The sequence below is a fragment of the Polaribacter sp. KT25b genome, assembly GCF_900105145.1.
GTDB lineage: Bacteria > Bacteroidota > Bacteroidia > Flavobacteriales > Flavobacteriaceae > Polaribacter.
Map to the genome: position 1 here is coordinate 1,866,158 of NZ_LT629752.1, position 26,574 is coordinate 1,892,731.

25 protein-coding genes and 1 other RNA gene are annotated in these 26,574 nt (G+C 29.2%); 14 read left to right on the plus strand and 12 right to left on the minus strand.

Annotation, left to right across the window (positions count from 1 at the left end; genetic code table 11):
• Positions 1 to 3: 3 nt before the first annotated feature.
• Positions 4 to 348, minus strand: coding sequence for a hypothetical protein (locus BLT70_RS08010; protein ID WP_091893335.1), 345 nt, complete (start codon positions 346 to 348; stop codon positions 4 to 6).
• 149 nt (positions 349 to 497) lie between these two features.
• On the opposite strand from BLT70_RS08010, the gene BLT70_RS08015 reads away from it, so the two are divergent.
• The 9 genes from BLT70_RS08015 to BLT70_RS17130 all read left to right on the plus strand — a co-directional run bounded on the left by BLT70_RS08015 (position 498) and on the right by BLT70_RS17130 (position 6,450).
• Positions 498 to 785, plus strand: coding sequence for a 4a-hydroxytetrahydrobiopterin dehydratase (locus BLT70_RS08015; protein ID WP_091893337.1), 288 nt, complete (start codon positions 498 to 500; stop codon positions 783 to 785).
• A 186-nt stretch (positions 786 to 971) separates the two neighbouring features.
• Positions 972 to 1,460, plus strand: a complete 489-nt coding sequence (locus BLT70_RS08020) for a DUF6452 family protein (protein ID WP_091893339.1) — start codon at positions 972 to 974, stop codon at positions 1,458 to 1,460.
• Positions 1,441 to 2,163, plus strand: coding sequence for a DUF6048 family protein (locus BLT70_RS08025; RefSeq protein ID WP_091893341.1), 723 nt, complete (start codon positions 1,441 to 1,443; stop codon positions 2,161 to 2,163). The genes BLT70_RS08020 and BLT70_RS08025 overlap by 20 nt, the downstream gene beginning before the upstream one ends.
• Before the next feature lie 61 nt (positions 2,164 to 2,224).
• Positions 2,225 to 3,172 carry an isopenicillin N synthase family oxygenase gene (locus BLT70_RS08030; RefSeq protein WP_091893343.1) on the plus strand — a complete coding sequence of 316 codons (948 nt, stop codon included), beginning with the start codon at positions 2,225 to 2,227 and terminating at the stop codon, positions 3,170 to 3,172.
• Positions 3,173 to 3,241: 69 nt separating this feature from the next.
• On the plus strand, positions 3,242 to 3,565 hold the full coding sequence (locus BLT70_RS08035) for a translation initiation factor (RefSeq protein ID WP_091893345.1): 324 nt from the start codon (positions 3,242 to 3,244) through the stop codon (positions 3,563 to 3,565).
• 52 nt (positions 3,566 to 3,617) lie between these two features.
• Positions 3,618 to 4,562 carry a DUF1835 domain-containing protein gene (locus tag BLT70_RS08040; RefSeq protein WP_091893347.1) on the plus strand — a complete coding sequence of 315 codons (945 nt, stop codon included), beginning with the start codon at positions 3,618 to 3,620 and terminating at the stop codon, positions 4,560 to 4,562.
• Positions 4,563 to 5,432, plus strand: a complete 870-nt coding sequence (locus BLT70_RS08045) for a nucleoside phosphorylase (RefSeq protein ID WP_091893349.1) — start codon at positions 4,563 to 4,565, stop codon at positions 5,430 to 5,432.
• Positions 5,433 to 6,293 (plus strand): substrate-binding domain-containing protein, encoded by an 861-nt coding sequence (locus BLT70_RS08050; RefSeq protein ID WP_091893351.1) that lies wholly within the window; start codon positions 5,433 to 5,435, stop codon positions 6,291 to 6,293. It abuts the gene before it with no gap.
• A 19-nt stretch (positions 6,294 to 6,312) separates the two neighbouring features.
• The gene (locus BLT70_RS17130; protein ID WP_157691863.1) at positions 6,313 to 6,450 is read left to right on the plus strand and encodes a hypothetical protein; all 138 of its coding nucleotides are present in this window, start codon (positions 6,313 to 6,315) and stop codon (positions 6,448 to 6,450) included.
• Positions 6,451 to 6,760: 310 nt separating this feature from the next.
• On the opposite strand, the gene ung is transcribed toward BLT70_RS17130, so the two are convergent.
• Entirely contained in the window at positions 6,761 to 7,423 is a 663-nt protein-coding gene (ung, locus tag BLT70_RS08055; protein WP_091893353.1) for a uracil-DNA glycosylase, read from the minus strand.
• 79 nt (positions 7,424 to 7,502) lie between these two features.
• On the opposite strand from ung, the gene BLT70_RS08060 reads away from it, so the two are divergent.
• Entirely contained in the window at positions 7,503 to 9,710 is a 2,208-nt protein-coding gene (locus tag BLT70_RS08060) for a DNA mismatch repair protein MutS (protein ID WP_091893355.1), read from the plus strand.
• Positions 9,711 to 9,848: 138 nt separating this feature from the next.
• The gene (locus BLT70_RS08065; RefSeq protein WP_091893357.1) at positions 9,849 to 10,193 is read left to right on the plus strand and encodes a hypothetical protein; all 345 of its coding nucleotides are present in this window, start codon (positions 9,849 to 9,851) and stop codon (positions 10,191 to 10,193) included.
• 146 nt (positions 10,194 to 10,339) lie between these two features.
• On the opposite strand, the gene BLT70_RS08070 is transcribed toward BLT70_RS08065, so the two are convergent.
• The 10 genes from BLT70_RS08070 to BLT70_RS08115 all read right to left on the minus strand — a co-directional run bounded on the left by BLT70_RS08070 (position 10,340) and on the right by BLT70_RS08115 (position 24,389).
• Positions 10,340 to 11,224 (minus strand): anti-sigma factor, encoded by an 885-nt coding sequence (locus BLT70_RS08070; protein WP_091893359.1) that lies wholly within the window; start codon positions 11,222 to 11,224, stop codon positions 10,340 to 10,342.
• A 75-nt stretch (positions 11,225 to 11,299) separates the two neighbouring features.
• The gene (locus BLT70_RS08075) at positions 11,300 to 11,971 is read right to left on the minus strand and encodes a Crp/Fnr family transcriptional regulator (RefSeq protein WP_091893361.1); all 672 of its coding nucleotides are present in this window, start codon (positions 11,969 to 11,971) and stop codon (positions 11,300 to 11,302) included.
• A gap of 108 nt (positions 11,972 to 12,079) precedes the next feature.
• A complete protein-coding gene (locus tag BLT70_RS08080; RefSeq protein WP_091893363.1) occupies positions 12,080 to 14,347 on the minus strand; it encodes an aconitate hydratase in 2,268 nt (755 codons plus the stop codon).
• Between the two features lie 144 nt (positions 14,348 to 14,491).
• Positions 14,492 to 17,272: a bifunctional aconitate hydratase 2/2-methylisocitrate dehydratase gene (locus BLT70_RS08085; protein WP_091893365.1), complete on the minus strand. Its 2,781-nt coding sequence runs from the start codon at positions 17,270 to 17,272 to the stop codon at positions 14,492 to 14,494.
• Positions 17,273 to 17,504: 232 nt separating this feature from the next.
• An RNA gene (gene rnpB / locus BLT70_RS08090) (RNase P RNA component class A) lies at positions 17,505 to 17,812 on the minus strand.
• A gap of 191 nt (positions 17,813 to 18,003) precedes the next feature.
• Entirely contained in the window at positions 18,004 to 19,143 is a 1,140-nt protein-coding gene (gene dnaJ, locus BLT70_RS08095) for a molecular chaperone DnaJ (protein ID WP_091893367.1), read from the minus strand.
• A 67-nt stretch (positions 19,144 to 19,210) separates the two neighbouring features.
• Positions 19,211 to 19,759 carry a nucleotide exchange factor GrpE gene (locus BLT70_RS08100; protein WP_091893369.1) on the minus strand — a complete coding sequence of 183 codons (549 nt, stop codon included), beginning with the start codon at positions 19,757 to 19,759 and terminating at the stop codon, positions 19,211 to 19,213.
• Between the two features lie 198 nt (positions 19,760 to 19,957).
• Positions 19,958 to 21,268, minus strand: coding sequence for a UDP-N-acetylglucosamine 1-carboxyvinyltransferase (gene murA / locus BLT70_RS08105; RefSeq protein ID WP_091893371.1), 1,311 nt, complete (start codon positions 21,266 to 21,268; stop codon positions 19,958 to 19,960).
• Positions 21,269 to 21,274: 6 nt separating this feature from the next.
• Positions 21,275 to 21,925, minus strand: coding sequence for a DUF4290 domain-containing protein (locus BLT70_RS08110; protein WP_091893373.1), 651 nt, complete (start codon positions 21,923 to 21,925; stop codon positions 21,275 to 21,277).
• A 142-nt stretch (positions 21,926 to 22,067) separates the two neighbouring features.
• A complete protein-coding gene (locus BLT70_RS08115) occupies positions 22,068 to 24,389 on the minus strand; it encodes an ATP-dependent helicase (RefSeq protein WP_091893375.1) in 2,322 nt (773 codons plus the stop codon).
• Between the two features lie 291 nt (positions 24,390 to 24,680).
• Here BLT70_RS08115 and BLT70_RS08120 point away from each other — a divergent pair, with 291 nt between their 5' ends.
• The 3 genes from BLT70_RS08120 to BLT70_RS08130 are packed head-to-tail and all read left to right on the plus strand — an operon-like array spanning position 24,681 to position 26,537.
• Positions 24,681 to 25,295: a SatD family protein gene (locus BLT70_RS08120; RefSeq protein WP_091893377.1), complete on the plus strand. Its 615-nt coding sequence runs from the start codon at positions 24,681 to 24,683 to the stop codon at positions 25,293 to 25,295.
• Between the two features lie 2 nt (positions 25,296 to 25,297).
• The gene (locus tag BLT70_RS08125) at positions 25,298 to 26,017 is read left to right on the plus strand and encodes a DUF3307 domain-containing protein (RefSeq protein WP_091893379.1); all 720 of its coding nucleotides are present in this window, start codon (positions 25,298 to 25,300) and stop codon (positions 26,015 to 26,017) included.
• Positions 26,018 to 26,021: 4 nt separating this feature from the next.
• Complete coding sequence (locus tag BLT70_RS08130) at positions 26,022 to 26,537, plus strand: hypothetical protein (RefSeq protein WP_091893381.1); 516 nt, start codon at positions 26,022 to 26,024, stop codon at positions 26,535 to 26,537.
• Positions 26,538 to 26,574: the final 37 nt, after the last annotated feature.

Below are 26,574 nucleotides of genomic sequence, written 5' to 3' on the forward strand. Positions count from 1 at the left end.
TTATTAATACCAGCTAGAACACGAAACTACAAACTTATATTTACCATTAGAATAAGGACTAGTTCTGTAATAGGTGCTAAAAACGCCTTTATTTGCATAATATTTTCCACAACTAGAAATCCAACTATCTTCTTTATAATCAATGTCGTTACCGTCTCTATCTTTAGTATAATATTTTCCAGACAACCATTTATCACTTGAACTGTCATAAAGATAATTTTCTGCTATGTAAACCCTGCACTTTCCTCCCATACCTCTATTTACGTTTGAGAGTGCAGAATTTAATTCTGAACAATTATAAAGTGTCAAGAGAGTAAATAATAAAATTGTTTTTTTTATAGATTTCATAAAATAAAATTTTTATAAATTAATAAAATCAAAAATATTTAAAAAAAAACTTTATTAAAATACCTAGATGTAGGTATATTTCAATGTAAAACAAAGACTAAAAAGATTATCTTTACTTTTAAAAAATCAATTAAATTATTTTTTGTCAGATGAAAAAACTCACAGAATTCGAAATAGAATTAAAATTAGAATCTTTACCAGATTGGGAATATTATGATGAAGCTTTGCACACAGATTTAGAGTTTGGTAGTTTTAAAGATTGCATGTCTGCCATGAACAGAATTGCGTTTGAATGTGAGGCTTTAAATCATCATCCAGAATGGACAAATGTGTACAATACTTTAGATATTACGCTAAAAACACATGATGCACAAGGTGTTACAGAACTAGATTTTGCTTTAGCAGAAGCTATCAATAAAATTGTAGAAGTAGAATAATTAGCTGTTTTTTAAACTCATTTATTTTTTCTAAAAGTTTTATGAATCCCTTCTTCGGATATAGTCAAACACTGACTTTCTAATATTTACCTAAGAATTGGCATTTTTTAACTTTTAAATATTTCATGAATTCGCTTTTTAATTGAGTTTATTTACTACTTTTGAATTTATTTTTTAATTTTATTAATGAAAAAAATCATTCCTATTTTAATTCTAATTACGATCATTTTTTCTACTTGTGAAAAAGATGATTTTTGTGTTAAAAACCCAATTACTCCAAATTTAGTTTTACGTTTTTATGATGAAACAAATCAAGAAACATTAAAAACGGCGAAGCTTTTATCCGTTTGGGCAGAAGGAAAAGATACTATAGATGATTACACAAGTATAACTACAGATAGTATTGCTATTCCTTTAAATTCGTTAACAACAGAAACTATTTATCATCTAAAAATAAATGAAGAAGATGGTGCGAAAGCTGATAATCTTTATACGACATTCACAATAAATTATACTCCAGAAGATGTATACGTTTCAAGATCTTGTGGTTATAAAGTGATCTTTAATGACGTTACTTTTTCATCTGATAATACAAATTGGATTAAAGAATTTACACCAGAAACATTAACAATAATAGAAGATCAAAATTCAGCACATGTACAAATATTTCATTAGTATTTTCTTTTTATTTGTTTTAGTTGATGGATTTTCTCAAAATCCTAGAAAGCCAGAAAAACCAAAAAGTGAAATTAAAGAACCTAAAAAAGACACTATTGTTTACAAATCTGCCTATGGATTTCGTTTAGGAATGGATATTAGTAAACCTATATTATCAAGTATTAGTAGTTCTTATAGTGGCTTTGAGGTTGTTGGAGATTACCGAATTTCTAAACGTTTTTTTGTGGCTGCAGAATTAGGTTATGAAGAAGAAACTACAGATGAAGATTATACAAACTCAACCGTAAAAGGAAGTTATGCAAGACTTGGTATTAACTATAATGCTTATGAAAATTGGTTAGATATGAATAACGAAATCTTTGTGGGTTTTAGATATGGTTTTAGCCTTTTTGATCAGACTTTAAATAGTTATACTCCAAATGTTAATAGCACTTATTTTCCTGCAGATTTAATAGATACACCAGTTACAGCATCAAGTTTAAATGCACATTGGACAGAGTTTTTATTCGGATTAAAAGTAGAAACTTTTAATAATTTGTTTGTTAGTGCAAGTATTTCTTATAAAGTTATGATGAGTACAAAAGAACCAGAAAATTTTAAAACTTTATACGCGCCAGGTTTTAATACAATCTATGAAACAAGTACTGGTTTTGGGTTCAATTATACCATTAGTTACTTGATACCTTTTAAGAAAAAATAAAAATAAGTCTTTTGTTACTTATTTTTTAGTAAATTTATCCCTCTTTTTTAAATTATTAAATATGAATAAAATACCTAGTGTAAATTTAGCAGACTTTTTATCAGACGATAAAACCCGAAAACAAAAATTTATTGATGAAATTGGTCATGCTTATGAAAACATAGGATTTGTAGCTTTAAAAGGTCATTTTTTAAATACAGAATTAGTAGAAAGTTTATATTCAGAAATTAAAAACTTTTTTGAATTACCTACTGATATAAAAGAAAAATATGAAATTCCAGGAATTGGAGGTCAAAGAGGATATGTTTCTTTTGGAAAAGAATCTGCAAAAGGAAAAAAAGAAGGAGATTTAAAAGAATTTTGGCATTTTGGACAATATGTAGACAAAACTTCTAAATATGCAGATGAATATCCTGCAAATGTAATTGTAGAAGAATTACCTAAATTTAATGAAGTTGGTAAGGAAACATACCAAATGTTAGAAAAAACAGCCAAATATGTATTACGTTCGTTGGCTTTACATTTAGGTTTAGAAGAAACTTATTTTGATAATTATATTAAAAACGGAAATAGTATTTTACGCCCTATTCATTATCCACCAATAAAAACAGAACCAAAAGGAGCCGAAAGAGCTGCTGCACATGGAGACATTAATTTAATTACTTTATTAATGGGCGCCCAAGGTAAAGGTTTACAAGTTCAAAATCATAAAGGAGATTGGATTGATGCTGTAGCAGAAGAAGATGAATTAATGATTAACGTTGGTGATATGTTGTCTAGACACAGTAACAATAAACTAAAATCTACAATTCATAGAGTTACAAACCCTCCAAAAGAAATGTGGGGAACTTCTCGTTATTCAATTCCGTTTTTTATGCATCCAATTTCTGATATGAAATTAAATGTTTTAGAAAACTGTATAGACGAAAATAACCCTAAACAATTTAGTGATATTACAGCAGGTGAATTTTTAGATGAACGTTTAAGAGAATTAGGATTAAAAAAATAAGTATTCAGTTAGCTTAGTTTACAGTTATAAACTCATTGGTTATTGCCACTACTAACTTCAAACAAAAAAATGAATTTTAAAGATCAATTAAAAAATTTATTTCCAGAACATATTGAATCTGAAGAACCAGTAGTTGAAAAATCGACAATTTGGTTACAAGATGATCCAATAATTTGTAAGTATGAAAAAAGAAAAGGAAAGCCAATTACTATTTTAGAAGGTTATACTGGTGCAACCAAAGATTTTAAAATGCTTGCTAAAGAAATAAAAACTAAACTTTCTGTTGGTGGTAGTTTTAAAGATGATAAAATTATAATTCAGGGAGATTTTAGAGATAAAATAATGACAATGCTAAAAAACAAAGGATTTAATGTAAAAAGAGTTGGAGGATAATCACTTTTAAATCAGTATAATAAAATAAATATTTAAACGTTTTGTAAAAATTATGGGGGCATCTATTTTACACATCACTAATGGAGATATTACTACTAATTATCTCAAAAAATTAAAATTTTCTGGTGAGTTTATTACTTGGAGAGAAATGCTTTCTGAAGGAAAAACAACCTCAGATATTGGTAGCGAAAATTTCTGGAAAACTAGGTTTGATTTTTTAAAATCGTCTTATAATATCAGCAAAAAGAAATTTATAGATTATACTTTAAAAGAATATAGAAATCTTTGTAGTCAAAAAGAACAAGATGAAATTGTATTATGGTTTGAACATGATTTGTTTTGTCAAATTAACATGCTAGCAGTAATAAGTTGGTTAAAACGCTATAGAAAAGGACATCAAATTACCTTGGTTTCTAGTGGTAAAGTCAAAGGTTCAAACAAATTATTAGGTTTGTCTCAATTAAATAAAAAAGAAATTCTACAACATTTTAAAAATAGAGTTACACTTAACCAAGACGATATTGAATATGCAGATTATATTTGGCAATTGTATTGTTCAGATTCTCCTTTACGTTTAGAAACGGTGTACAAATTTAATCCTATGTCGCCTTTTCAACATTTAGCATCTGCAATAGAGGCACATTTACAACGTTTTCCATCCATAGAAAACGGATTAAACAAAATTGAAAATACTATTTTAAAAACTGCTGAGAAAAACAATCTAACATCAAAAAAAGAATTAGTTCATCAATTAATAAATGATCAAGAAGTTTACGGCTTTGGAGATTTACAATACGAGTATAGTATAAAAACACTCGATAAATTATTTTCTTCTTTTAATCCAGTAAAGCTTTCTAAAAAAGGAAAAGAAGTTTTAGACAATCAAATAAATTTTTATGGCCAGTTAAGAAATGACATTTCATATCTTGGAGGCTCAAAAAAATACAGTTTTTTGTTTCATAATGAAACAAATAAACTACTTCAAATTACATCATAAATGAGTATAAAACAATCTGAATTAATCTTAAATCCTGATGGAAGTATTTATCATCTAAATTTAAGACCTGAAAATATTGCAACAACTATTATTTTTGTTGGTGATCAAGATCGAGTAGATAAAATTTCTAAACATTTTGATACTATTGAATTTACTACACAAAAACGTGAATTTAAAACAACAACAGGAACCTATAAAAACAAACAATTTACTGTTATTTCTACTGGTATTGGGCCAGATAACATAGATATTGTTTTAAATGAATTAGATGCTTTAGTAAATATCGATTTAAAAACTAGAGAACCTAAAGAAAAATTAACTAAATTAAACATTGTTAGAATTGGTACTTCTGGCTCTTTACAAGCAGATATTCCTGTAGATTCTTTTGTAATAGGTTCTCATGGTTTAGATTTAAATGGGCTTCTTCACTCCTATCTAATTGATGAAATATCAAACCCAGATATAGAAAAAGCTTTTGTTTCTCACACAAATTGGAGCGATAAAAAATCTTATCCTGTAATTATTAAAAATTCTAAAGAATTAGAGACAAAAATTACATCAGAAAAAACATATACTGGTATTACAGCAACTGCTGGTGGTTTTTATGGACCACAAGGAAGAGTTTTAAGATTAGCAATTCAAGATGCAGAATTAAATCATAAAATTGATAGCTTTAATTTTAACGGTCATAGAATTACTAATTTAGAAATGGAAACTTCTGCCATTTATGGTTTATCTAAATTATTAGGGCATAATGCCTGCTCTATAAATGCAATTATTGCAAATAGAGCTAACGGAACTTTTAGTAAAAACCCTGGAAAAGTAATTGCAGATTTAATTATTTATACATTAGAAAAATTAATACAGTAAATGACCAACTTAAAAGTTGGTGGTGTTCCAGAGCATTTTAATTATCCTTGGTATATCACTCTTAAAAATAAAGAATACAACAAACATAATATTAATTTACGCTGGCAAGATTTTCCTGGTGGTACTGGACAAATGTGCAAGGCGTTAAGAAATGGAGATGTTGATATTGCTATTGTTTTAACAGAAGGAATTATTAAAGATATTGCCGACGGAAATCCTTCTAAAATTGTGCAAACCTTTGTAAAATCTCCTTTAATTTGGGGAATTCATGTAGGATCAAAATCGAAGTTTAATAAAATTGAAGATTTAGAAAACGCTACAATTGCAATTAGTAGATTTGGTTCTGGCTCGCATTTAATGGCAATTGTAAATGCTTACAATCAAAATTGGGATATACAAAAATTAAAATTTAAGGTTGTTGGTAATTTACAAGGTGGTATTGATGCGCTTACAAATGGAGATGCCGAATATTTTATGTGGGAACATTTTACTACAAAACCTTTGGTAGATAATGGAACTTTTAGAAGAATTGACGACTGCCCTACTCCTTGGCCATGTTTTGTTGTTGCCGTTAGAAATGAAGTTTTAGAAAATAATTTTGAGGAAGTTAAAAAAGTTTTAGACATTATAAATGCAGAAACTAAAGACTTTAAAAAAATAGATAATCTTGATGAAATTTTAGCTGAAAGATACGAGCAAAAGATTGATGACATCCAAAAATGGCTTAAAATAACAGAATGGAATGCCGGAAAAACAATTACCAAAAATTTAATTACACGTATTCAAAATAAAATGGTAAAGTTTAACGTTATTGAAAAGAAGAAAAACTCAGGAGAATTCATAAAAAATATGTACATTTAAATTCTAAAAAATTAAATCCATGAAGAAAGCAGTATTTATTGTAGTTTGTATTTTAGGAATCAGTTGTTTATCTTCTTGCAGAAGCACATCTCAATCTTGTGGTTTAGCTGATAATGAAACAAACCAAATAACATTACAACAAGTTGATTTAACATAAATTAACTTGTTTCTTAATTTCAAATTCAATGAATCCGCGTTTTAGCGGATTTTTTTTTGGACTAAACTTGTTTCAGTATCTTTTATTACCACACGAATTAAATTTTATGACTGTGTTCTCGATACAAAATTCTTAAAAAAAGAATTTCACTCGAACTGACAGTATGTGAGTTCGAGTACAAATATATTTTATTATTTTACACAGAGTTTAAACATACTGTCAGTTCGAGTGATTTTCGACTTTAGGAGAAAATTGTATCGAGAACTTTTGTTTCATTAAAATTCGTAAATTCTTATCTTTTCTTTTTTAATTACCAATTAATTTCCTTTTTACCAATAGATTTTAAAAACTTGTTTGTTTTAGAAAAATGTTTACTTCCAAACCAACCTCTCCAAGCACCTAAAGGAGAAGGATGTGGAGCTGTGAAAATTGTATGTTTTTCTATATTGATAAGTTTCGTTTTACTTTCTGCAAATTTTCCCCAAAGCAAAAAAACAATATTTTCTTTTTCATCAGAAATCTTTTTGATAACAGCATCGGTAAAAGTTTCCCAACCTTTTTTCTGATGACTTCCAGCTTCATGAGCTCTCACAGTTAGCGTTGCATTTAGTAATAAAACGCCTTGTTTTGCCCATTCTTCTAAATTCCCACTTTGTGGAATTTCTTGATTTAAATCCGTGGAAATTTCTTTAAAAATATTAACTAATGACGGTGGATGTTTAATTTCATCTTTAACAGAAAAGCACAAACCATTTGCCTGATTTTCTCCATGATAAGGATCTTGACCAATAATTACCACTTTTAAATCATCAAAAGCACAAAAATCAAAAGCAGCAAAAATGTCATTTTCTTGTGGGTAACAAGTATGTTTTTGATATTCTGATTTCACAAAATCTATGAGTTCTTTAAAATAAGGTTTCTCAAATTGAGGCTGTAAAATATTTTTCCAAGTATCAGCTATTTTTACTTGCATAGTTTCTTATTTTTGTTGTTAAAATAGACCTTTTATATTTTTAATTTTTATAGGTCTTGTATAATTCAAAAATACAAATTTGAGGACGAACATATCAGATAAAACATTACAAGATTTAGAATTTTCAACGGTTTTACAACACATTTCAGAGTTTTGTCTTTCGGGCTTAGGAAAAGAAAAAGTTTTAGAAATTAAACCTATTCACAATAAAAAAGTTTTAATTAAAGAACTTCATTTAGTAGATGAATATGTAACTTCATTTACAAGTGAAAACAGGGTTCCTAATCATAACTTTGACAATATTACAGAAAGTGTAAAACGATTAGCTATTGAAAATAGTTTTATAGAAACAGACGCTTTTTTAAAAATAGCAACTACTTCACTTACTGTAAATGAGCTGATAAAATTTTTTAAAAAATTTCAAATTCAGTTTCCAACTTTTTTTGAACTTTCTCAAAAAATTGAGTTTACCACTTTTATTGATGATGAAATTAAGAAAATTATTGATATTTCTGGCGAAGTAAAAAACAATGCTTCATCTGATTTAAAACAAATTAGAAAAGATATTAATAATGTTCGCGGAAAAATTGGTGCTAGTTTTACAAGTGCTTTAACCAAAGCAATTTCTGCAGGACATTTAGATGATATTAAAGAAACCGTTGTTGATAATCAACGAGTTTTAGCTGTTTCTGCTATGCACAGAAGAAAAGTTGCTGGTAGTTTACTCGGTGCTTCAAAATCTGGAAACATCGTTTATATTGCTCCGCAAGCAACACTTTCTTATAGCAGAGAATATCAGAATTTAATTTATGAAGAAAAGCAAGAAATTGTAAAAATTTTACGCGCTTTAGCAACAACAATTCGCCCTTTTGTTTATTTATTAAAAGAATATATTACTTTTTTAATTCATACAGATGCAATTGGTGCAAAAGCAAAATATGCATTAGAAATGAATGCTATATTGCCTAAAATATCAAAAGAAAAAAAGATATTTTTTAAGAATGCATATCATCCCATTTTATGGAAAAAGAATAAGAAACAAAAAATAGATACTGTTGCTCAAACAATAGAACTAAATGAAAAACAACAAATTATTGTTATTTCTGGTCCTAATGCTGGCGGAAAAAGTATTACTTTAAAAACGATTGGTTTATTGCAAATTATGTTGCAAAGTGGAATTTTAATTCCTGTTGATGAACGCAGTCAAACTTATATTTTCGGTACTGTTTTAACTGATATTGGAGATAATCAATCAATAGAAAATCAACTAAGCACTTATAGTTATCGTTTAAAAAACATGCGTAATTTTTTACGAAAATGTAATGAAAACACATTGTTTTTAATTGATGAATTTGGTACCGGTTCTGACCCTGAATTAGGTGGGGCTTTGGCAGAGATTTTCTTAGAAGAATTTTATCATAATAAAGCATTCGGAATTATAACAACTCATTATTCTAACCTAAAAGTTTTGGAAAACGAATTAGAAAATGTTACAAATGCAAACATGCAATTTGATGAGCGAACTTTAGAGCCTTTATATAAATTATTTGTTGGTCAAGCAGGAAGTTCTTTTACTTTTGAAGTTGCACAAAAAAACGGAATTCCTTTTAATATTATCAACAAAGCAAAAAAACGAGTTGAAACAGAAAAGGTTCGTTTAGATAAAACAATTTCTAATCTTCAGAAAGAAAGAAATAGACTTCAAAAAAACTCTGATAATTTAGAAAAACAAAAAACAAAAGGACAAAGGCATTTAGATAATTTACAAGAAAAAGAACAAAAAATTCAAGATAAATTAGCTGGTTTTCAAGAGTTGTATGATAGTAATCAAAAAATGCTTTCTCTAGGTAGAAAGATGAACGAATTGATAAATAAATACTTTCAAACTAACAATAAAAAAGAATTAACTAGTAATTTTAATAAATGGGTTACAGATGAAAAAGTAAAACATTTAAAGAAAAATCCTCAAAAACCTAAAACAAAAGCTCAAAAGCAAAAAGCAAAAGTTGTAGAAAAAAAGCAACAAGAAATTATTAAAACTATAGAAAAAGAGGTTTTAGAAAAAGTAGTAGAAGTTAGAAAAGAAAAGAAAATTGAAGCCATTAAAATTGCCAAAGAAAAATCTGAATACAACTATAAAGTTAATGATAGAGTAAGAATTATAGATTCTAATTCTGTTGGCACAATTGATAAAATTGACAGAAAAAAAGTTACTATTAACTATGGTTTTTTTACAACAAAAACATCCGTAGATAAATTAGAACTGGTAGAAAAAGCAAAAAAATAACTCTCTTTTTTATCTATTTTTTTATATTCTTAATTTTAGTTAAATCTTGTTAAGAATTTATTAAAGTGCCTTTTTAAATGAAACCTTTTTAAAACTTAGTAGTCTTACTCATATATAAACTTAAATAACAAACTTATTATGAGAAATTTAAAAACTTTTGCAGCAATTTTAGCGATTACTTTAGCAACAACATTTTCAACTACAGCATCAAAAAAAAAGCCATCAGAAATTACCAAAGAGATTAGAACAGAAATTGTTTCTATGTTAGGTTCTGAATTGTATTTAGAATTAGATGAAGCTAGTTCTGCTGAAATTTCATTTATAATTAATAATGAAAATGAAATAGTTATTGTTTCTGTAGATTCTAAAATTAATGAATTAAAATCTATTATTAAACATAAATTGAATTACAAAAAAGTAATAGTAAAAGGAGCTAAAAAAGGAGAGATTTATATTATGCCTTTAAAAATAAATACTAAATAAAATACAACTTTTCGGTTAGTTGTTACCCAATATTAGTTTTATACTGTATTGGGTATTTTTATATACAGAAAAGAGCAATTATAAACACATAATTGCCCTTCATATAAATCAACCATTAACATAATAGTAGATTGTATTCTTTTCTGTTATCTTGAAACACTTCCTGATAAAACTGCTAATGGTCCTGCTCCCATTGAAATTACAGTATGGTTCATTGCATCAGCAGGAACAACATGAGCTAAAGGCTTTAAAGTAAAAGGTGCAGCACTATTATCTGGACTTGGTTCTACTGAAATTACAACAGTTGCACCTTTTAAATCTGTAGGAAAATTAACGCCTGCTGCAGAACCCATAAGATAATCTTCTCCAGGATAACTTGGTCCATTACCAGTTGTTCCTTTATAAGGTGAAATCGCTGCATTATCATCTGCTAAATCAACGGCAGAAAATGTACCGGTACTAACTGGTGTTCCGTTTAAAACAACCCATCCTTCATATTTCCATCCATCTGTTAAAGTTGGTAAAGATAAACCAGCTACTGTTGCTGTTTCAGAATTATCTAAAAACCAAATTCCACTTGCTTCATTTGTATCATCAGCATCTGTTGGTGTTGCTAAAATATATTTTCCCCAAGAAGTACTAAAGTCTCCTACTATTCCTGTTGAAGATACATTTGCAGAATTACCAGAAAAATCTCCTTCTAAAATTTTTGTTGCTGCTGGTTCTAAAGCTGCTTCTCCTGTTTCTCCTGCAGGTTCAATAGATAATACAAATTTACTTGCAGTTTGTAAATCATTAATTCCTACAGTATACGTTTGAGGAAAAGAGACACTTGTAAAAGTACCTGTACTTACTGGATTTTCATTTACAATTAACCATCCTTCGTAAACGAAATCTGATCCTAACTCTTCTAAACCTGTTAAATCTACGGTTAAATCTCCTGTTGTTGCTAATGTGTTCTCGTCGTCGCTACAAGCAACAAAGAATGTTGCAATTGTAAAAGCAAATGCTAAATTTAAAACTTTTTTCATCTTATTAATATTTATGTTAATGTTGATGACAAAGTTATAAGCATTAAGAATCATGAAGTGTTAGCTAGCTAACACTTATATTATTTTTTGAAGTAATCTTATCTCTTTTCTATTAAAATTAATGATGTTTTCCTCTTTTAACTCATTCATAAGTACATTTAAATTAGATCTAGAAGTACCAATTAATGAAGCAATATCTTTTTGTGTATAAGGATGTTCAATTACTTTATCTCCCGTTTTTTCACAATCTTTACCATATTCTTCACATAATTCTTTTGTAAATTCTAAAAATCGAGTTCTAGTATCTTTAAATAATATTAATTGTAATCTTCTTTCTAACTTTTTAAAACGAAGTCCTAAGAATTTATAAATTTTTAAACTAAAAGTTTTATTATCACGCATTAAATCATGCATCGTTTCTACTCCTATAGGGCAAATAGATGTTGATACATCTACAGATTGAGCAAATTCATTTCTTAATTCTTGTCCTAAAATAGCTTTTTCTCCAAACAATTCTCCTTTAGTTAAAATAGCTTTTACAATTTCGGTACCATCTTCATTATAATACCCAAGTTTTACTTTTCCTTTTTCAATTAAATAAACTTTACTAGCAGCATCTTCTTCAAAATAAATATAATCGCTTTTTTTATAAGCATGAAAAGAGTGATATTTTTTATAATCTTTAAATTTATGAGGACAAAGAAGATTAAATAAATTTACATTATCAAAGAACCATAAGTTTGTCATAAAAAATTGCTTTAAAGTTATTTATTATAAAAGTCTAAAAAGGCAACTATAGCTTACAAAAAAAACTCCCGAATTTCTTCGAGAGTTTCCTTTTAAACAACTTTTATTTTATGCGTTTTGCTTTTTAATTAAGTTTAAAGCAGAACCTTCATTATACCATTCAATTTGTCCTTGATTATAAGTATGGTTTGCAATAATTAAATCTTTAGTCCCATCAGCATGAACAGCTTCAATGGTTAAAGGTTTACCAGGAGCAAATTCATTTAAATCAATAAAATTAAAGGTATCATCTTCTTGAATTAAATCATAATCAGCTTCGTTATCAAATGTTAAACCTAACATTCCTTGTTTTTTAAGGTTTGTTTCATGTATTCTAGCAAAAGATTTTACTAAAACAGCTACAACACCTAAATGTCTTGGCTCCATTGCCGCGTGTTCTCTAGAAGAACCTTCACCATAATTATGATCACCAACAACTATAGATTTTACACCTGCAGCTTTATAAGCTCTTGCGGTATCTGGCACACCTCCAAATTCATCCGTTAATTGATTTTTAACAAAATTAGTTTTCATGCCAAAAGCATTTACTGCACCAATTAAACAATTATTAGAAATATTATCTAAATGCCCCCTATAACGCAACCAAGGTCCTGCCATAGAAATATGATCTGTTGTACATTTTCCGTGCGCTTTTATCAAAAGTTTTGCTCCAGAAATATCACTTCCTATTGGAGTAAATGGATCTAATAATTGTAATCTATCTGAAGTTTCATTAACTTTAATTAAAACACCACTTCCATCTTCTTCTGGCGCTAAATATCCATCATCTTTAACTTCAAAACCTTTTGGAGGTAATTCCCATCCAGTAGGTTCATCTAACATTACTTCTTCTCCATTTTTATTGATTAATTTATCCTTCATCGGATTAAAATCTAATCGACCAGCAATAGTAACTGCAGCAACTAATTCTGGTGATGCAACAAACGCATGTGTATTAGGATTACCATCTGCACGTTTAGCAAAGTTTCTATTAAATGAATGTATTATTGAATTTTTTGGTGCATTTTTTGGATCTTCATAACGTGCCCATTGACCAATACAAGGACCACAAGCATTTGTAAAAATAGTTGCTCCTAATGCTTTAAATGTTTCTAAAATTCCATCTCTTTCTGTAGTATATCTTACTTTTTCAGAACCAGGATTAATTCCAAATTTAGCTTTAATTCCTAAACCTTTATCAATAGCTTGTTGTGCAATCGAAGATGCTCTTGATAAATCTTCATAAGATGAATTTGTACAAGAACCAATTAAGCCCCATTCTACTTTTAATGGCCAAGAATTTTTATTAGCAATTTCAGTCATATCAGAACCAGCTTTTGTAGATAAATCTGGTGTAAAAGGACCATTTAATAAAGGACCTAATTCTGATAAATCTATTTCTATAACTTCATCAAAATATTGCTCTGGATTTGCATATACTTCAGCATCACCAGTTAAATACTCTTTTACTTTATTTGCTTCATCTGCAACATCACTTCTATCTGTAGCACGCAAATAACGCTCCATAGATTCATCATAACCAAAAGTAGAAGTTGTTGCACCAATTTCTGCTCCCATATTACAAATTGTGCCTTTTCCTGTACAAGACATAGAGGTTGCTCCAGGTCCAAAATATTCAACAATTGCTCCGGTTCCTCCTTTAGCAGAAACAATACCAGCAACTTTTAAAATAACATCTTTTGGTGCTGTCCAACCAGAAAGTTTACCTGTTAACTTAACTCCTATTAGTTTTGGAAACTTTAATTCCCATGCCATTCCTGCCATTACATCAACAGCATCAGCACCACCAACACCAATTGCAACCATACCTAAACCACCAGCATTTACTGTATGAGAATCTGTACCTATCATCATTCCTCCCGGAAATGCATAATTTTCTAAAACAACTTGATGTATAATTCCTGCTCCTGGTTTCCAGAAACCTAATCCATATTTATTAGAAACTGATTCTAAGAAATTAAAAACTTCATTACTTGTATTTAAAGCAGTTTGTAAATCTGAAGATGCTCCGTTTTTAGCTTGAATTAAATGATCACAATGAGTAGTTGTAGGAACAGCTACTTTGCTTTTACCAGCTTGCATAAATTGTAATAATGCCATTTGTGCAGTTGCATCCTGGAGAGCTATTCTGTCTGGAGCAAAATCCACATAATCTTTACCTCGAACATATGCCTTTTCTGGAGTTACATCCCATAAATGCGAGTATAAAATTTTCTCAGCTAGCGTTAAAGGTTTACCTGTGATTTTACGAGCAGCGTCTACACGTTCCGACATAGAAGCATAAACTTGCTTAATCATTTCAATATCAAAAGCCATAAGATTTATTTTTTTTTGTTATTTATATTAAGTACACTAATGTACAAAAATTAGAATAATTATAAGAAATTTTTTCATTCTTTAAGGGCATAAAAAAAAGCCTGAGTATAAATTCAGGCTTTCTAATTATAATTAAATTATCTTTTAAGCTCTAACTAATAATTTGTGAGGTGGAGTAAATTGAGTAAGGTTAATACCTTTTACTGCAACTTTGTATTCTGTCAAATTAGGAGTTCTTCCTAATATTGTAGATAATACAACAACTGGAGTTGATGAAAGTAAAGATTCTCCTTTTTTCTCTCCAGAATCTTTTACAACTCTTCCTTGAAATAAACGTGTTGAAGTTGCCATTACAGTGTCTCCTGGTTCTGCTTTTTCTTGATTTCCCATACAAAGGTTACAACCGGGACGCTCTAAATATAACATATTTTCATATCCTGTACGTGCAACTGCTTTAGGCGCACTGTCATCAAATTCAAAACCTGAGTATTTTACTAAAACATCCCAATCTCCTTCTGCTTTCAATTCATCAACAATATTATAAGTTGGTGGCGCAACTACAAGAGGTGCTTTAAATTCAACTTTACCATATTCTGCTTCTACATTTTTAAGCATTTGAGCCAATATTTTCATATCACCTTTATGTACCATACAAGATCCTACGAAACCAAGATCTACTTGTTTTGTACCGCCATAATAAGACAATTGTCTAATAATATCGTGTGTATATCTCTTAGAAACATCTGCATTATTTACGTCTGGATCTGCTATCATTGGCTCTTCAATTAAATCTAAATCAATAACAACTTCTGCAGCATACTTAGCATTTGCATCTGGAGTTAATGCTGGTTTTTCGCCAGATTTAATTTCAGCAATTCTTTTATCAGCTATAGCAATTAATCCTTGAAGAACATTTAAATGATTGTCCATTCCTTTATCAATCATAATTTGGATTCTACCTTTTGCAATCTCTAAAGACTCAATTAAAGTAGCATCTTCAGAAATACAAATAGAAGCTTTTGCTTTCATTTCTGCAGTCCAATCTGTAAATGTAAAAGCTTGATCTGCAGTTAATGTTCCTATATGAACTTCAATAATTCTTCCTTGAAATACGTTATCTCCACCAAACTGAGTAAGCATTTGTTGCTGAGTTGCATGAACCACATCACGGAAATCCATATAGCTAGCCATATTTCCTTTAAATGTTACTTTTACCGATTGTGGAATTGGCATTGAAGCTTCTCCAGTAGCAAGTGCTAAAGCAACTGTTCCAGAATCTGCACCAAAAGCAACACCTTTAGACATTCTTGTATGAGAATCTCCTCCAATAATTATTGCCCAATCATCAATAGTAATATCATTTAAAACTTTATGAATTACATCGGTCATTGGCTTGTATTTGTTTTCTGGATCTCTTGCTGTAATTAATCCGAAATCATTCATAAATTTCATTAATCTAGGAATGTTTGCTTTCGATTTATTATCCCAAACAGAAGCTGTATGACAACCTGATTGATAAGCTCCATCTACTATTGGAGATATAACTGTAGCTGCCATCATTTCTAACTCTTGAGAAGTCATTAAACCTGTAGTATCTTGAGAACCTACAATGTTTACCTCTACACGAACATCTGAACCAGCATGCAGAACTTTACCTGGAGTTGTACCAACAGCATTTTTATTAAATATTTTTTCAACAGCAGTTAATCCTTGCCCTTCAATAGAAATTTCTTTTGATGGTGCATAAACTGGGACTACATCAATTCCTAAAACTTTTGAAGCAAAAGTTTGTAATTTTTTACCAAATACAACTGCATAAGAACCTTTAGCTTTTATAAATTCTGCTTTTTGAGGTGTTAATGAAGCAGAAATATCCATTAATTCTACATCTCCATTATATAATTTTTTCTCTTTTGTATTTACTGTAAGTACCGTTCCTGTTGCTACAGAATACGCTTCTTCTAAAACAGGATCACCAGCTTCATCTCTTACTGTATTTCCTTCTGCATCTTTAACTTTTACCCAGTTTTTAAGATCAATACCAATACCACCTGTTACCCCAACAGTTGTTAAGAAAATTGGAGAAATTCCGTTTGTCCCAGCAATAATCGGAGCAATATTAATAAAAGGAACATATGGACTAGATTTTACTCCTGTCCATAAAGCAACATTATTTACACCAGACATTCTAGAAGAACCAACACCCATTGTACCTTTCTCTGCAATTAGCATCACTCTTTTATCTGGATGTTGCTTTTGCAATTCTAATAATTCTTTTTGTTGTTCTTTGTTATGTTCAAATAAACACTGACCGTGTAATTCTCTATCTGATCTAGAGTGTGCATCACCTCCTGGAGATAATAAATCTGTAGAAATATCTCCAATTCCTGCTACAAAAGTAACAATCTTAATTTCTTCATCAATTTCTGGAAGTTTCGTAAAAAACTCAGCTTTAGCGTAACTTTCTATAAGTTCTTTAGCTATTTCACTTCCATTTTTATATGCTTTTTCTAATCGTGCAGTATCTGCCTCATAAAGAAAAACTTGTGTTTTTAAAACTTCTGCAGCTTCTTTAGCTATTGCTGCATCATCTCCTAAAGCTAAATCTAATAAAACTTCTACAGAAGGCCCGCCTTTCATGTGAGATAATTGTTCAAAAGCAAAAGATGGAGTAATTTCTTTAACAATTGATTCTCCTAAAATAATTTCTTTTAAAAATTTAGCTTTTACACCAGCAGCACTGGTGGTTCCTGGCAATACATTATAGATAAAAAAGTTAAGAGATTCTTCTCTATACTGATTTTCTAAATCTTTAATTTGTGCAATGATTTCACTTAATAATTCAGCGCCATCAATTGGTTGCGGATGAAGGCCTTGAACCTTTCTGTCTTCTATCTGCTTAAGGTAATCTTGATACATACTCATGAAAGAAATCTTTAGTTAGCGTAAAACTTTTAATTCTATAAAAATCAAAAAAGTAATACTGTATAAGTTTTTATTTTATTTTAAAGACAAACTTACATTTTTTATATCAACTTTAAACTAAAAATAATAGATTGCTCGAATTAATGAATAAATAAAACTTATTTTAAATATTTGTGAATATAATTCAATAAAAAGAAGCATTTTAAGTTATTTGCAAGAAATTTTTAAAAATAAAAATAGCAGACTAATAAGCCGAATTCTGTACCTTATAAAAGGCTCTTATCATTTATCTAGTTCTAAAATTGCCTTTAGAATCAATCTGCCTACCCTTTAGAATCGAGCGAGTAGCTCTCAAGCTCTAATATACATGGCATTGCACCTCATAGAGTTTACCTGGTTTCACTACAGCCTAACTGTACTTGCTTTCTGTTGCACTTGTCCTCAACTTACGCTGGACGGATGTTATCCGCTATGAGTACTCTTTGGTGTCCGGACTTTCCTCCCTAAATCAAGTTTAGGGCGATAAGATAAGTCTGCTACTATTATTTTATTAAAGAACTTTATTTTTATAAAAAACCCACTCAAAATTAAATTTTGAGTGGGAAAAATTGCTATGAAAAAGAAAAAGTGTTATTGATTTCTCAACAACACTTCAAAGATATATTAAAAAAAATATTATTTATAATTTTATGTTAAAAATTAACAGTAATTTGTGAATATTAAGATTTTTTTTAAGAAAACATATCTTTTACTTTCTCAAAAAATGATTTATCTGATTTATTTGGATTTGGTGTAAAATTCTCATTATCAGACATTTTATCAAAAAATGCTTTTTGTTCTTTATTTAACTCTTGTGGTGTCCAAACATTTGTATGAATTAAAAAATCTCCTGTTCCGTAACGTTCTATACTTGGCAAACCTTTTCCTTTTAATCTTAAAATTTTTCCAGATTGAGTTCCTGCATCTATTTTAATTTTAACTTTTCCTGTAACTGTATCAACCTCTTTACTAGTTCCTAATACAGCTTCAGAAAAATTAATATATAAATCATAATGAATATTAGTTCCTTCTCTTTTTAAAGTTTCGTGTGGCACTTCTTCTATTAAAACTAATAAATCCCCAGAAATAGAATTATTTCCAGGAGCATCATTTCCTTTTCCGCCAACTTTTAATTGAACACCTTCTGTAACACCAGCAGGAATATTTATTGAAACTGTTTCTTCTTTAACAATTAAACCTTGTGCATCTGCATTACTTGGTTTTGAACTTATAATTTCTCCAGATCCAGAACAAGTACTACAAGTAGTTGCTGTTTGCATTCTACCTAAAATGGTATTGGTAACTCTCATTACTTGCCCAGAACCATTACAAGTTGTACAAGTTTTATATTTTACACCATCAGCTTGTACTTTTCTACGAACTTTAACTTTCTTCTCTACTCCTTTTGCAATTTCTTCTAAAGTAAGTTTTACGCGAATACGCATATTACTTCCTTTTACTCTAGCTTGTCTTTGGCCTCCACCGCCAAAACCACCAAAACCGCCGCCGAAACCACCAGCACCGCCACCAAAAATATCTCCAAACTGACTGAAAATATCATCCATATTCATACCGCCTCCGCCAAAGCCACCACCGCCTTGAGGACCATCAAAAGCTGCATGACCATATTGATCATAACGTGCTTTTTTATTTTCGTCGCTTAAAACTTCGTAAGCTTCAGCAGCTTTTTTAAAGTTTTCCTCAGCTGTTTTATCATCAGGGTTTTTATCTGGATGATATTTAATTGCCATTTTTCTATATCCTTTCTTTATTTCTGCTTGAGAAGCAGATTTAGAAATTCCTAATACTTCGTAAAAGTCTTGTTTTGCCATTCTTTATTTCAATTATCAATTACCAACAATCAATGATTATTGGTAATTGTACATTGTTAATTGTAATTTACTGTCCTATTACTACTTTTGGATAACGTATAATTTTATCTCCTAATTTGTATCCGTTTTCTACACAATCTATTACTTTTCCTTTTAGATCTGGTGATGGAGCAGGAATTTGTGTAATTGCTTCGTGAATTTCTGCATCAAAAACGTCACCTTCTTTGGTTTCTACTTTTGATAACCCTTTTTGTTCTAAAGTATTATAGAACTTTTGATAGATTAGTAAAACTCCTTTTCTTAACTCTTCGGCCTCTTTATCATCTTCAATATGTGCCAAAGCACGTTCAAAATCGTCTACAATTGGCAGTAAAGATGTCATTAATTCCTGACCAGCAGTTTTAAATAACTCTATTCTTTCTCTAGAAGTTCTTTTTTTATAGTTTTCAAACTCTGCGAATAAACGTAAAAATTTATCTTTTTCTGCTTGAACTAATTCTTCTGTTGTTGGTTCTTCTTTTACAACTTCTGCTTCAATTTCTTGATTTTCATCAACTTGAGCGTTTTCTTGTTCGTTATTCAACTCTTCCTCTTTTATATTTTCTTTCTGACTCATTTCTTTGTAACCGTTAAATTATCTCTTCTTTATTTGCAAAAATGTTGCCAACAAAAAAATAGTGTCAAACTGACACTATTTTTTATGTTATTAATTGGCTTGTAAATTAGCCTAGCCCCGATTGAAACGACATCCTTTTTTCTTTTTCGGAAAAAAGATATAGTGTAAAGCGGGAAATAGCTTCTAAAAAACCAGTTTTTAATCTTCTATTCTTTGAATTTTAGCCCCTATAGATTTTAAACGAGCTTCTATGTTTTCGTAACCTCTGTCTATTTGTTCTATATTATTAATTATGCTTGTTCCTTTTGCTGATAATGCGGCAATTAATAAAGAAATACCTGCTCTAATATCTGGTGAAGTCATTTTAGTTGCTTTTAAATTTGACTTATGATTTAACCCTATTACTGTTGCTCTATGAGGATCGCACAAAATAATTTTTGCTCCCATATCAATTAATTTATCAACAAAAAACAAACGGCTTTCAAACATTTTTTGATGTATTAAAACAGTTCCGTTTGCTTGTGTAGCAATTACTAAAACGATGCTTAATAAATCTGGCGTAAAACCTGGCCAAGGCGCATCTGCAACCGTTAAAACAGAACCGTCTATATAGTTTTGTATTTCGTATGATTTTTGTGCTGGAATGTAAATATCATCGTTTCTTTTTTCAAATTTAATACCTAACTTTCTAAACACATTTGGTATTTGCCCAAGGTTTTCCCAGCTTACATCTTTAATGGTTAATTCTGATTGTGTCATTACCGCAACACCAATCCAAGAACCAATTTCAATCATATCTGGAAGGACTTTATGTTCGCATCCTCCTAAATATTTGACACCTTCTATAATTAATAAATTAGAACCAACTCCAGAAATTTTTGCCCCCATAGAGTTCAACATTTTACATAATTGTTGAATATAAGGTTCACAAGCTGCATTATAAATTTCTGTAGTTCCTGTTGCCATAACAGATGCCATTAAAATATTTGCTGTACCAGTTACAGAAGCTTCGTCTAGCAGCATTTTTGTGCCAATTAGCTCATCAGCTTCTACGCCATAAAAATGTTCTTCTCTATTATATCTAAATTTTGCGCCAAGTCTAATAAAACCTTCAAAATGGGTATCTAATCTTCTTCTTCCTATTTTATCACCTCCTGGACGTGGAATATATCCTTTTCCAAAACGGGCTAATAAAGGACCAACAATCATAATAGAACCTCTTAAAGAACTTCCATCTTTTTTAAAATCTTTAGATTCTAAATATTCTAAATTAACTTCATCTGCTTGAAAAGAATAAGAATTTCTACTTAATTTTTCTATTTTAACACCTAATTCTCCTAAAATAAAAATTAGTTTATTTACATCTATTATATCTGGAACATTATTAATTACAACTTTTTCTGGAGTTAATAAAACTGCACAAAGTATTTGTAAAACTTCATTTTTTGCTCCTTGTGGAGTTATTGTCCCGCTTAATTTATGTCCGCCTTCAATCTTAAATGATGCCATTCTTTATTATCTTTTTCTATTTTTATGTTGATTGTTATGTGGCTTCTTATAATTATTTTTTGATGAATTCTGACCTTGAGAATTTCTTTTCTTTAATAAATTTTTCGTTTCAGAAAGTTCTTCATTAGAGTTTCTTAAATCTAATTTTCCATCAGATAAATCGAATAAATGTTTAAAAATTACAGCATCATCAACCGTATCTTTATTCCAATTTAAATAACATTTTTTCATGTGATTTGCAATTGAAAAAACCAATGCTTCTTTCATTTCGCCTTCTTCCCAACTTAAAGCTACATTTATCATGGTTTGTATATTTTTACCATAATAACGATACTTAGAAGCAGATTTTGGATATGCTAATGGTTCTGGTTTTTCTTGTAATTCTTCTTTTGATGGCTGCGGATAAGGAGATTTTACATCCAATTTAAAATCAGACATTATATATAATTGATCCCAAAGTTTGTGCTTAAAATCTGGAACATCGCGTAAATGTGGTTGTAAATTTCCCATAACATCTACAATAGCTTTCGCCATTTCATTTCGTTCTTCAATGGTTTTTAATGCTACACAATGATTTACTAATTTTTGAACATGTCTACCATATTCTGGAATTATCATTAGTGGTCTTTCTGAGTTATATTCTAAATCGAATGTCATTTATTTATTTTTTGTGAAGTATGTTCTCGATACATTTTCTTTTTACTTATAATTAATAGAAAATACCCGAACTGATAATTTGTTACTTGTAGTTATTAAACGTTGCAAAATAACGATTTATTTTTTGTTTTATACAAGATTTTTAACCAATAACTCTTAATTTGGCAAATTGTAGTAATAATTTCTTTTTACCAACTGTACCAAATTTAATTTCTGCTTTTTTATTTGGCCCATTTCCTTCTAAAGAAAGTACTTCTCCAGTACCAAATCTATTATGTTCTACAATATTACCAACTACAACTTTACCATCAAACAAATTAGCTTTAGCTGATGTTTGAGAAACTTTTTTCATGTTTTTTGGAATGACAATTTCTTTCTTTTTAACCAAATCACGTTCCATTTTTTTACGCTGAATTGGTTTTTGAAAACGAATTCCTTTAGGAGCATCATCAAAAATACTTTTATCAATAAAATTATTTATTGTTGGATTTGTAGATTTAGGCGTAATATAATTTAAATATTGATCATCGATTTCTTCTAAAAATCTACTTGGCTCAGCATCTACTAATTTACCCCATCTATAACGTGTTTGCGCATAGGTTAAATATGCCACTTTTTCTGCTCTTGTTAACGCCACATAAAACAACCTTCGCTCCTCTTCTAACTCACTTCTGGTATTCATGCTCATTGCTGATGGAAATAAATTTTCTTCTAAACCAACAATATAAACATACATGTATTCTAATCCTTTAGATTGATGAATGGTCATTAAAGACACGGTTGGTTTATCATCATCTGTTTTAGCATCAAAATCTGTAGCTAGTGCAACATCTTCTAAAAACGTAGTTAAAGATGCATCTTCTCCTTGTTCAATTTTATCCGTAATAAAATCTTTAATTCCGTTTAAAAGTTCTTGAACATTTTCTACTTTACTAACACTTTCTGGAGTTCCATCTTTTTCTAAATCTTTAATTAACTTAGTTTCTTTTACAACAGTTTCTGCAATTTCGAAAGCATTTTTTGTTTGCGATTCTATTTGCAAACGCAACATCATATTCATAAAATTCTGAAGCTTATTTTTTGTTCCAGAATTGATACTGATATCTATTTTATTAATATATTTTATAATTTCGAAAATAGATTTTTTATAATGATTCGCAGCTATTGTTAGCTTATCTATAGTTGTTGCACCAATTCCTCTTGCCGGATAATTGATAATTCTTTTAAAAGCTTCTTCATCATTCGGGTTGATTAAAATTCGTAAATAAGATAAAATATCTTTAATTTCTTTACGCTGATAAAAAGAAATTCCACCATAAATTTTATAATCGATTCCTTTTTTACGCAAAGCATCTTCAATAGCTCTAGATTGCGAATTTGTTCTATATAAAACACAAAAATCATCTGAACTTAATTGATGATTCATTTGGTTTTCCCAAATAGATTGTGCCACAAAACGCCCTTCTTCTCCATCAGAAATTGTGCGCATTACGTTTATAGAATCTCCATCATCATTACTTGTCCAAACTTCTTTATCTAATTTAGTTTTATTTCTTTCTATAACAGAATTTGCTGCGTTTACAATGTTTTTTGTTGAACGATAATTTTGTTCTAGTTTAAAGGTTTTTACATCAGGATAATCTTTTTGAAAATTTAAAATATTCTGAATATTTGCCCCCCTAAAGCTATAAATACTTTGAGAATCATCACCAACCACACAAATATTTCCAAATTTATCTGCCAAAGATCTTACAATTATATATTGCGAGTGGTTTGTATCTTGATACTCATCGACCATAATATATCTAAAACGATCTTGATATTTTGCCAAAACATCTGGAAAACGCGCCAATAACTCGTTAGTTCTTAGTAATAAATCATCAAAATCCATTGCGCCAGATTTAAAACATCTGTCTACATATTCTTTGTAAATATCACCAACTTTTGGTCTGCTTGCATGTAGATCTGCTTCTTGTAAATCAGAATTATTAAAATACGCTCTTACTGTAATTAAGCTATTTTTAAAGGATGAAATTCTACCTAAAATTTGTTTCGCTTTATATCGCTCTTTATCCAAATTCATTTCTTTAATAATTGCAGTTATTAAACGAACCGAATCTTGCGAATCGTAAATTGTAAAGTTTGATGGAAAGCCTAATTTATCTGCTTCAGAACGTAAAATTCTAGCAAAAACGGAGTGGAAAGTTCCCATCCATAAATTTTTAGCTTCGCTTGCACCAACAACACCTGCAATTCTTGCTTTCATTTCTTTGGCAGCTTTGTTGGTAAATGTTAATGATAGAATATTAAAAGAATCTACACCTTGCTGCATTAAATGTGCAATTCTGTATGTTAAAACTCGTGTTTTTCCAGAACCTGCACCAGCAATAATTATCATTGGTCCATCTTTCTGAATTACAGCTTGTTTCTGCGCTTCATTTAAAGTATTTAAATACGTATTCAATAGATTTGTTTTGTAAAAATTTGAAAGTGTGAAATTAAGAATTCTATTCCTTTTAAAAGATTGATTGTCTTTTTTTTATTCACAACTTATTATTTTATAAATTTATTATACTTACTTCTCTATTTTAATGAATGCTTTAGTGTAAACTATTACATTCTAAATTATCTGCTCTTAAACAGATAATGCACAATATAGGTCTTTAAGCCTATAATTTAAAATATAGGTTTTTAAGCAGATATTATTGTTATTAATAAGAATAAATTATATATTCGCTAAAAATTATAATTACTAATGACTAGCATTTTAACAGGTGATATTATCAATTCTAGAAAAAATGATGAACTTTTTTGGATGAAAACCTTAAAAGGAACCTTAGATACTTTTGGAGAATCTCCTAAATATTGGCAGATTTACAGAGGTGATAGTTTTCAATTAGAAATAGAAAATTGTGAAAATGCTTTTTATGCTGCTTTAAAATTAAAATCTCATTTAAAATCATCAGAAAATATTGATGTTAGAATTGGCATCGGAATTGGTAAAAAAGAGTTTAATGTTGATAAAATTACAGAATCGAATGGCGAAGCATTTATAAATTCGGGTTACGCTTTTGACAACTATTTAAAGAAGCAAACAATTGCCATAAAAACTCCTTGGCAAGAAGTTGATGAGGAATTAAATATTGAATTCGACTTAGCTTTATTAACTATGGATTCTTGGACAAAAAATTCTGCAGAAGTTTTTAAACTGTCTTTAGAATCAAAAAATAGAACTCAAAAAGAAATAGCAGAAATTTTAGGAATTACTCAAGGTAGCGTAAGTGAACGTTATAAAAGATCTGGTTTTGAATCCATTATGAAATTAGAAAAACGCTTTAGAAAATTAATCATTCAAAATAAAAATGAATAAATATGATTCTATTTTTGAAATTTTTATTGGCACATATCTTAGGCGATTTTGTTTTTCAATCAGAAAAATGGGTAAAAAACAAAGAAGAAATGAAAGTGAAATCAGTAAAATTGTACGTTCATATTGCTGTTCACGCTTTTTTATTATTACTAATTCTTCAATTTAATTTAAAGGAATATTGGTTAGGATTTCTGCTAATCATTACTTCTCATTATATAATTGATGTACTAAAACTGTATCTTCAGAAAAAGAAAACAAAACGAATTTGGTTTTTTGTTGATCAAATTTTACATCTTTTAACCTTATTTTTAATAAGTACTTTATATACTGATTTTTCAATATCCATAGAAAACTTCTTTACTGATAAACTTCTATTATTATTCATTTTTATTCTACTAGCAAGCTCTGTATCAGCAATTATCATCAAAATAATTATTACACAATGGAATCCTGAAAAGAAAACAGAAAATGATGATTCTCTTGCTAAAGCAGGTCGTTATATAGGTATTTTAGAACGGTTATTTGTCTTTATTTTTGTGATTACAAATCACTGGGAAGCCATTGGTTTCTTGTTAGCTGCTAAATCTGTTTTTAGATTTGGAGATTTAACGTCATCAAAAGATAGAAAACTAACAGAATATATTTTAATAGGAACTTTATTAAGTTTTGGGTTTGCTATACTTTTAGGAGTTCTATATTTGTATGTTTTAAACGCATTGTAATTAAATGGAAGATAAATTATTAGAAAGTATTGCATATATTTTACCTGCTACTGTTACAGGAATCGTAGCTTATTATATGTTTAACAGATTTTTAAACAATCAAAATTCTGAAAAGAAATTAGAACTTTTGGCGCAAAACAAGAAAGAATCTTTGCCAATAAAATTACAAGCTTATGAAAGAATGTTGCTATTTTGCGAGCGTATTAATCCTGTAAAAATGTTATTAAGAATTAAACCGCTTACTGATAAAACAGATGATTATTTACAACTTTTAATTGCAAATATAGAACAAGAGTTTGAGCATAATTTGGTGCAACAAATCTACTTATCTAATAACACTTGGCTTTCTATAGTTGCTGCAAAAAATGCTATTACCAATAAATTAAAACAAGTTGCAGAAAATTCTAATTCTGCCAATGAGTTGAGAGAAAATGTTTTAATGGAATACACTAAAACATTACCACAAACAGAAACTGCTATTTCATTTATAAAAAATGAAGTTAAAAAATTATTAAAATAAAAAAACTCTTCTTAGAAAATTCTAAGAAGAGTTTTTT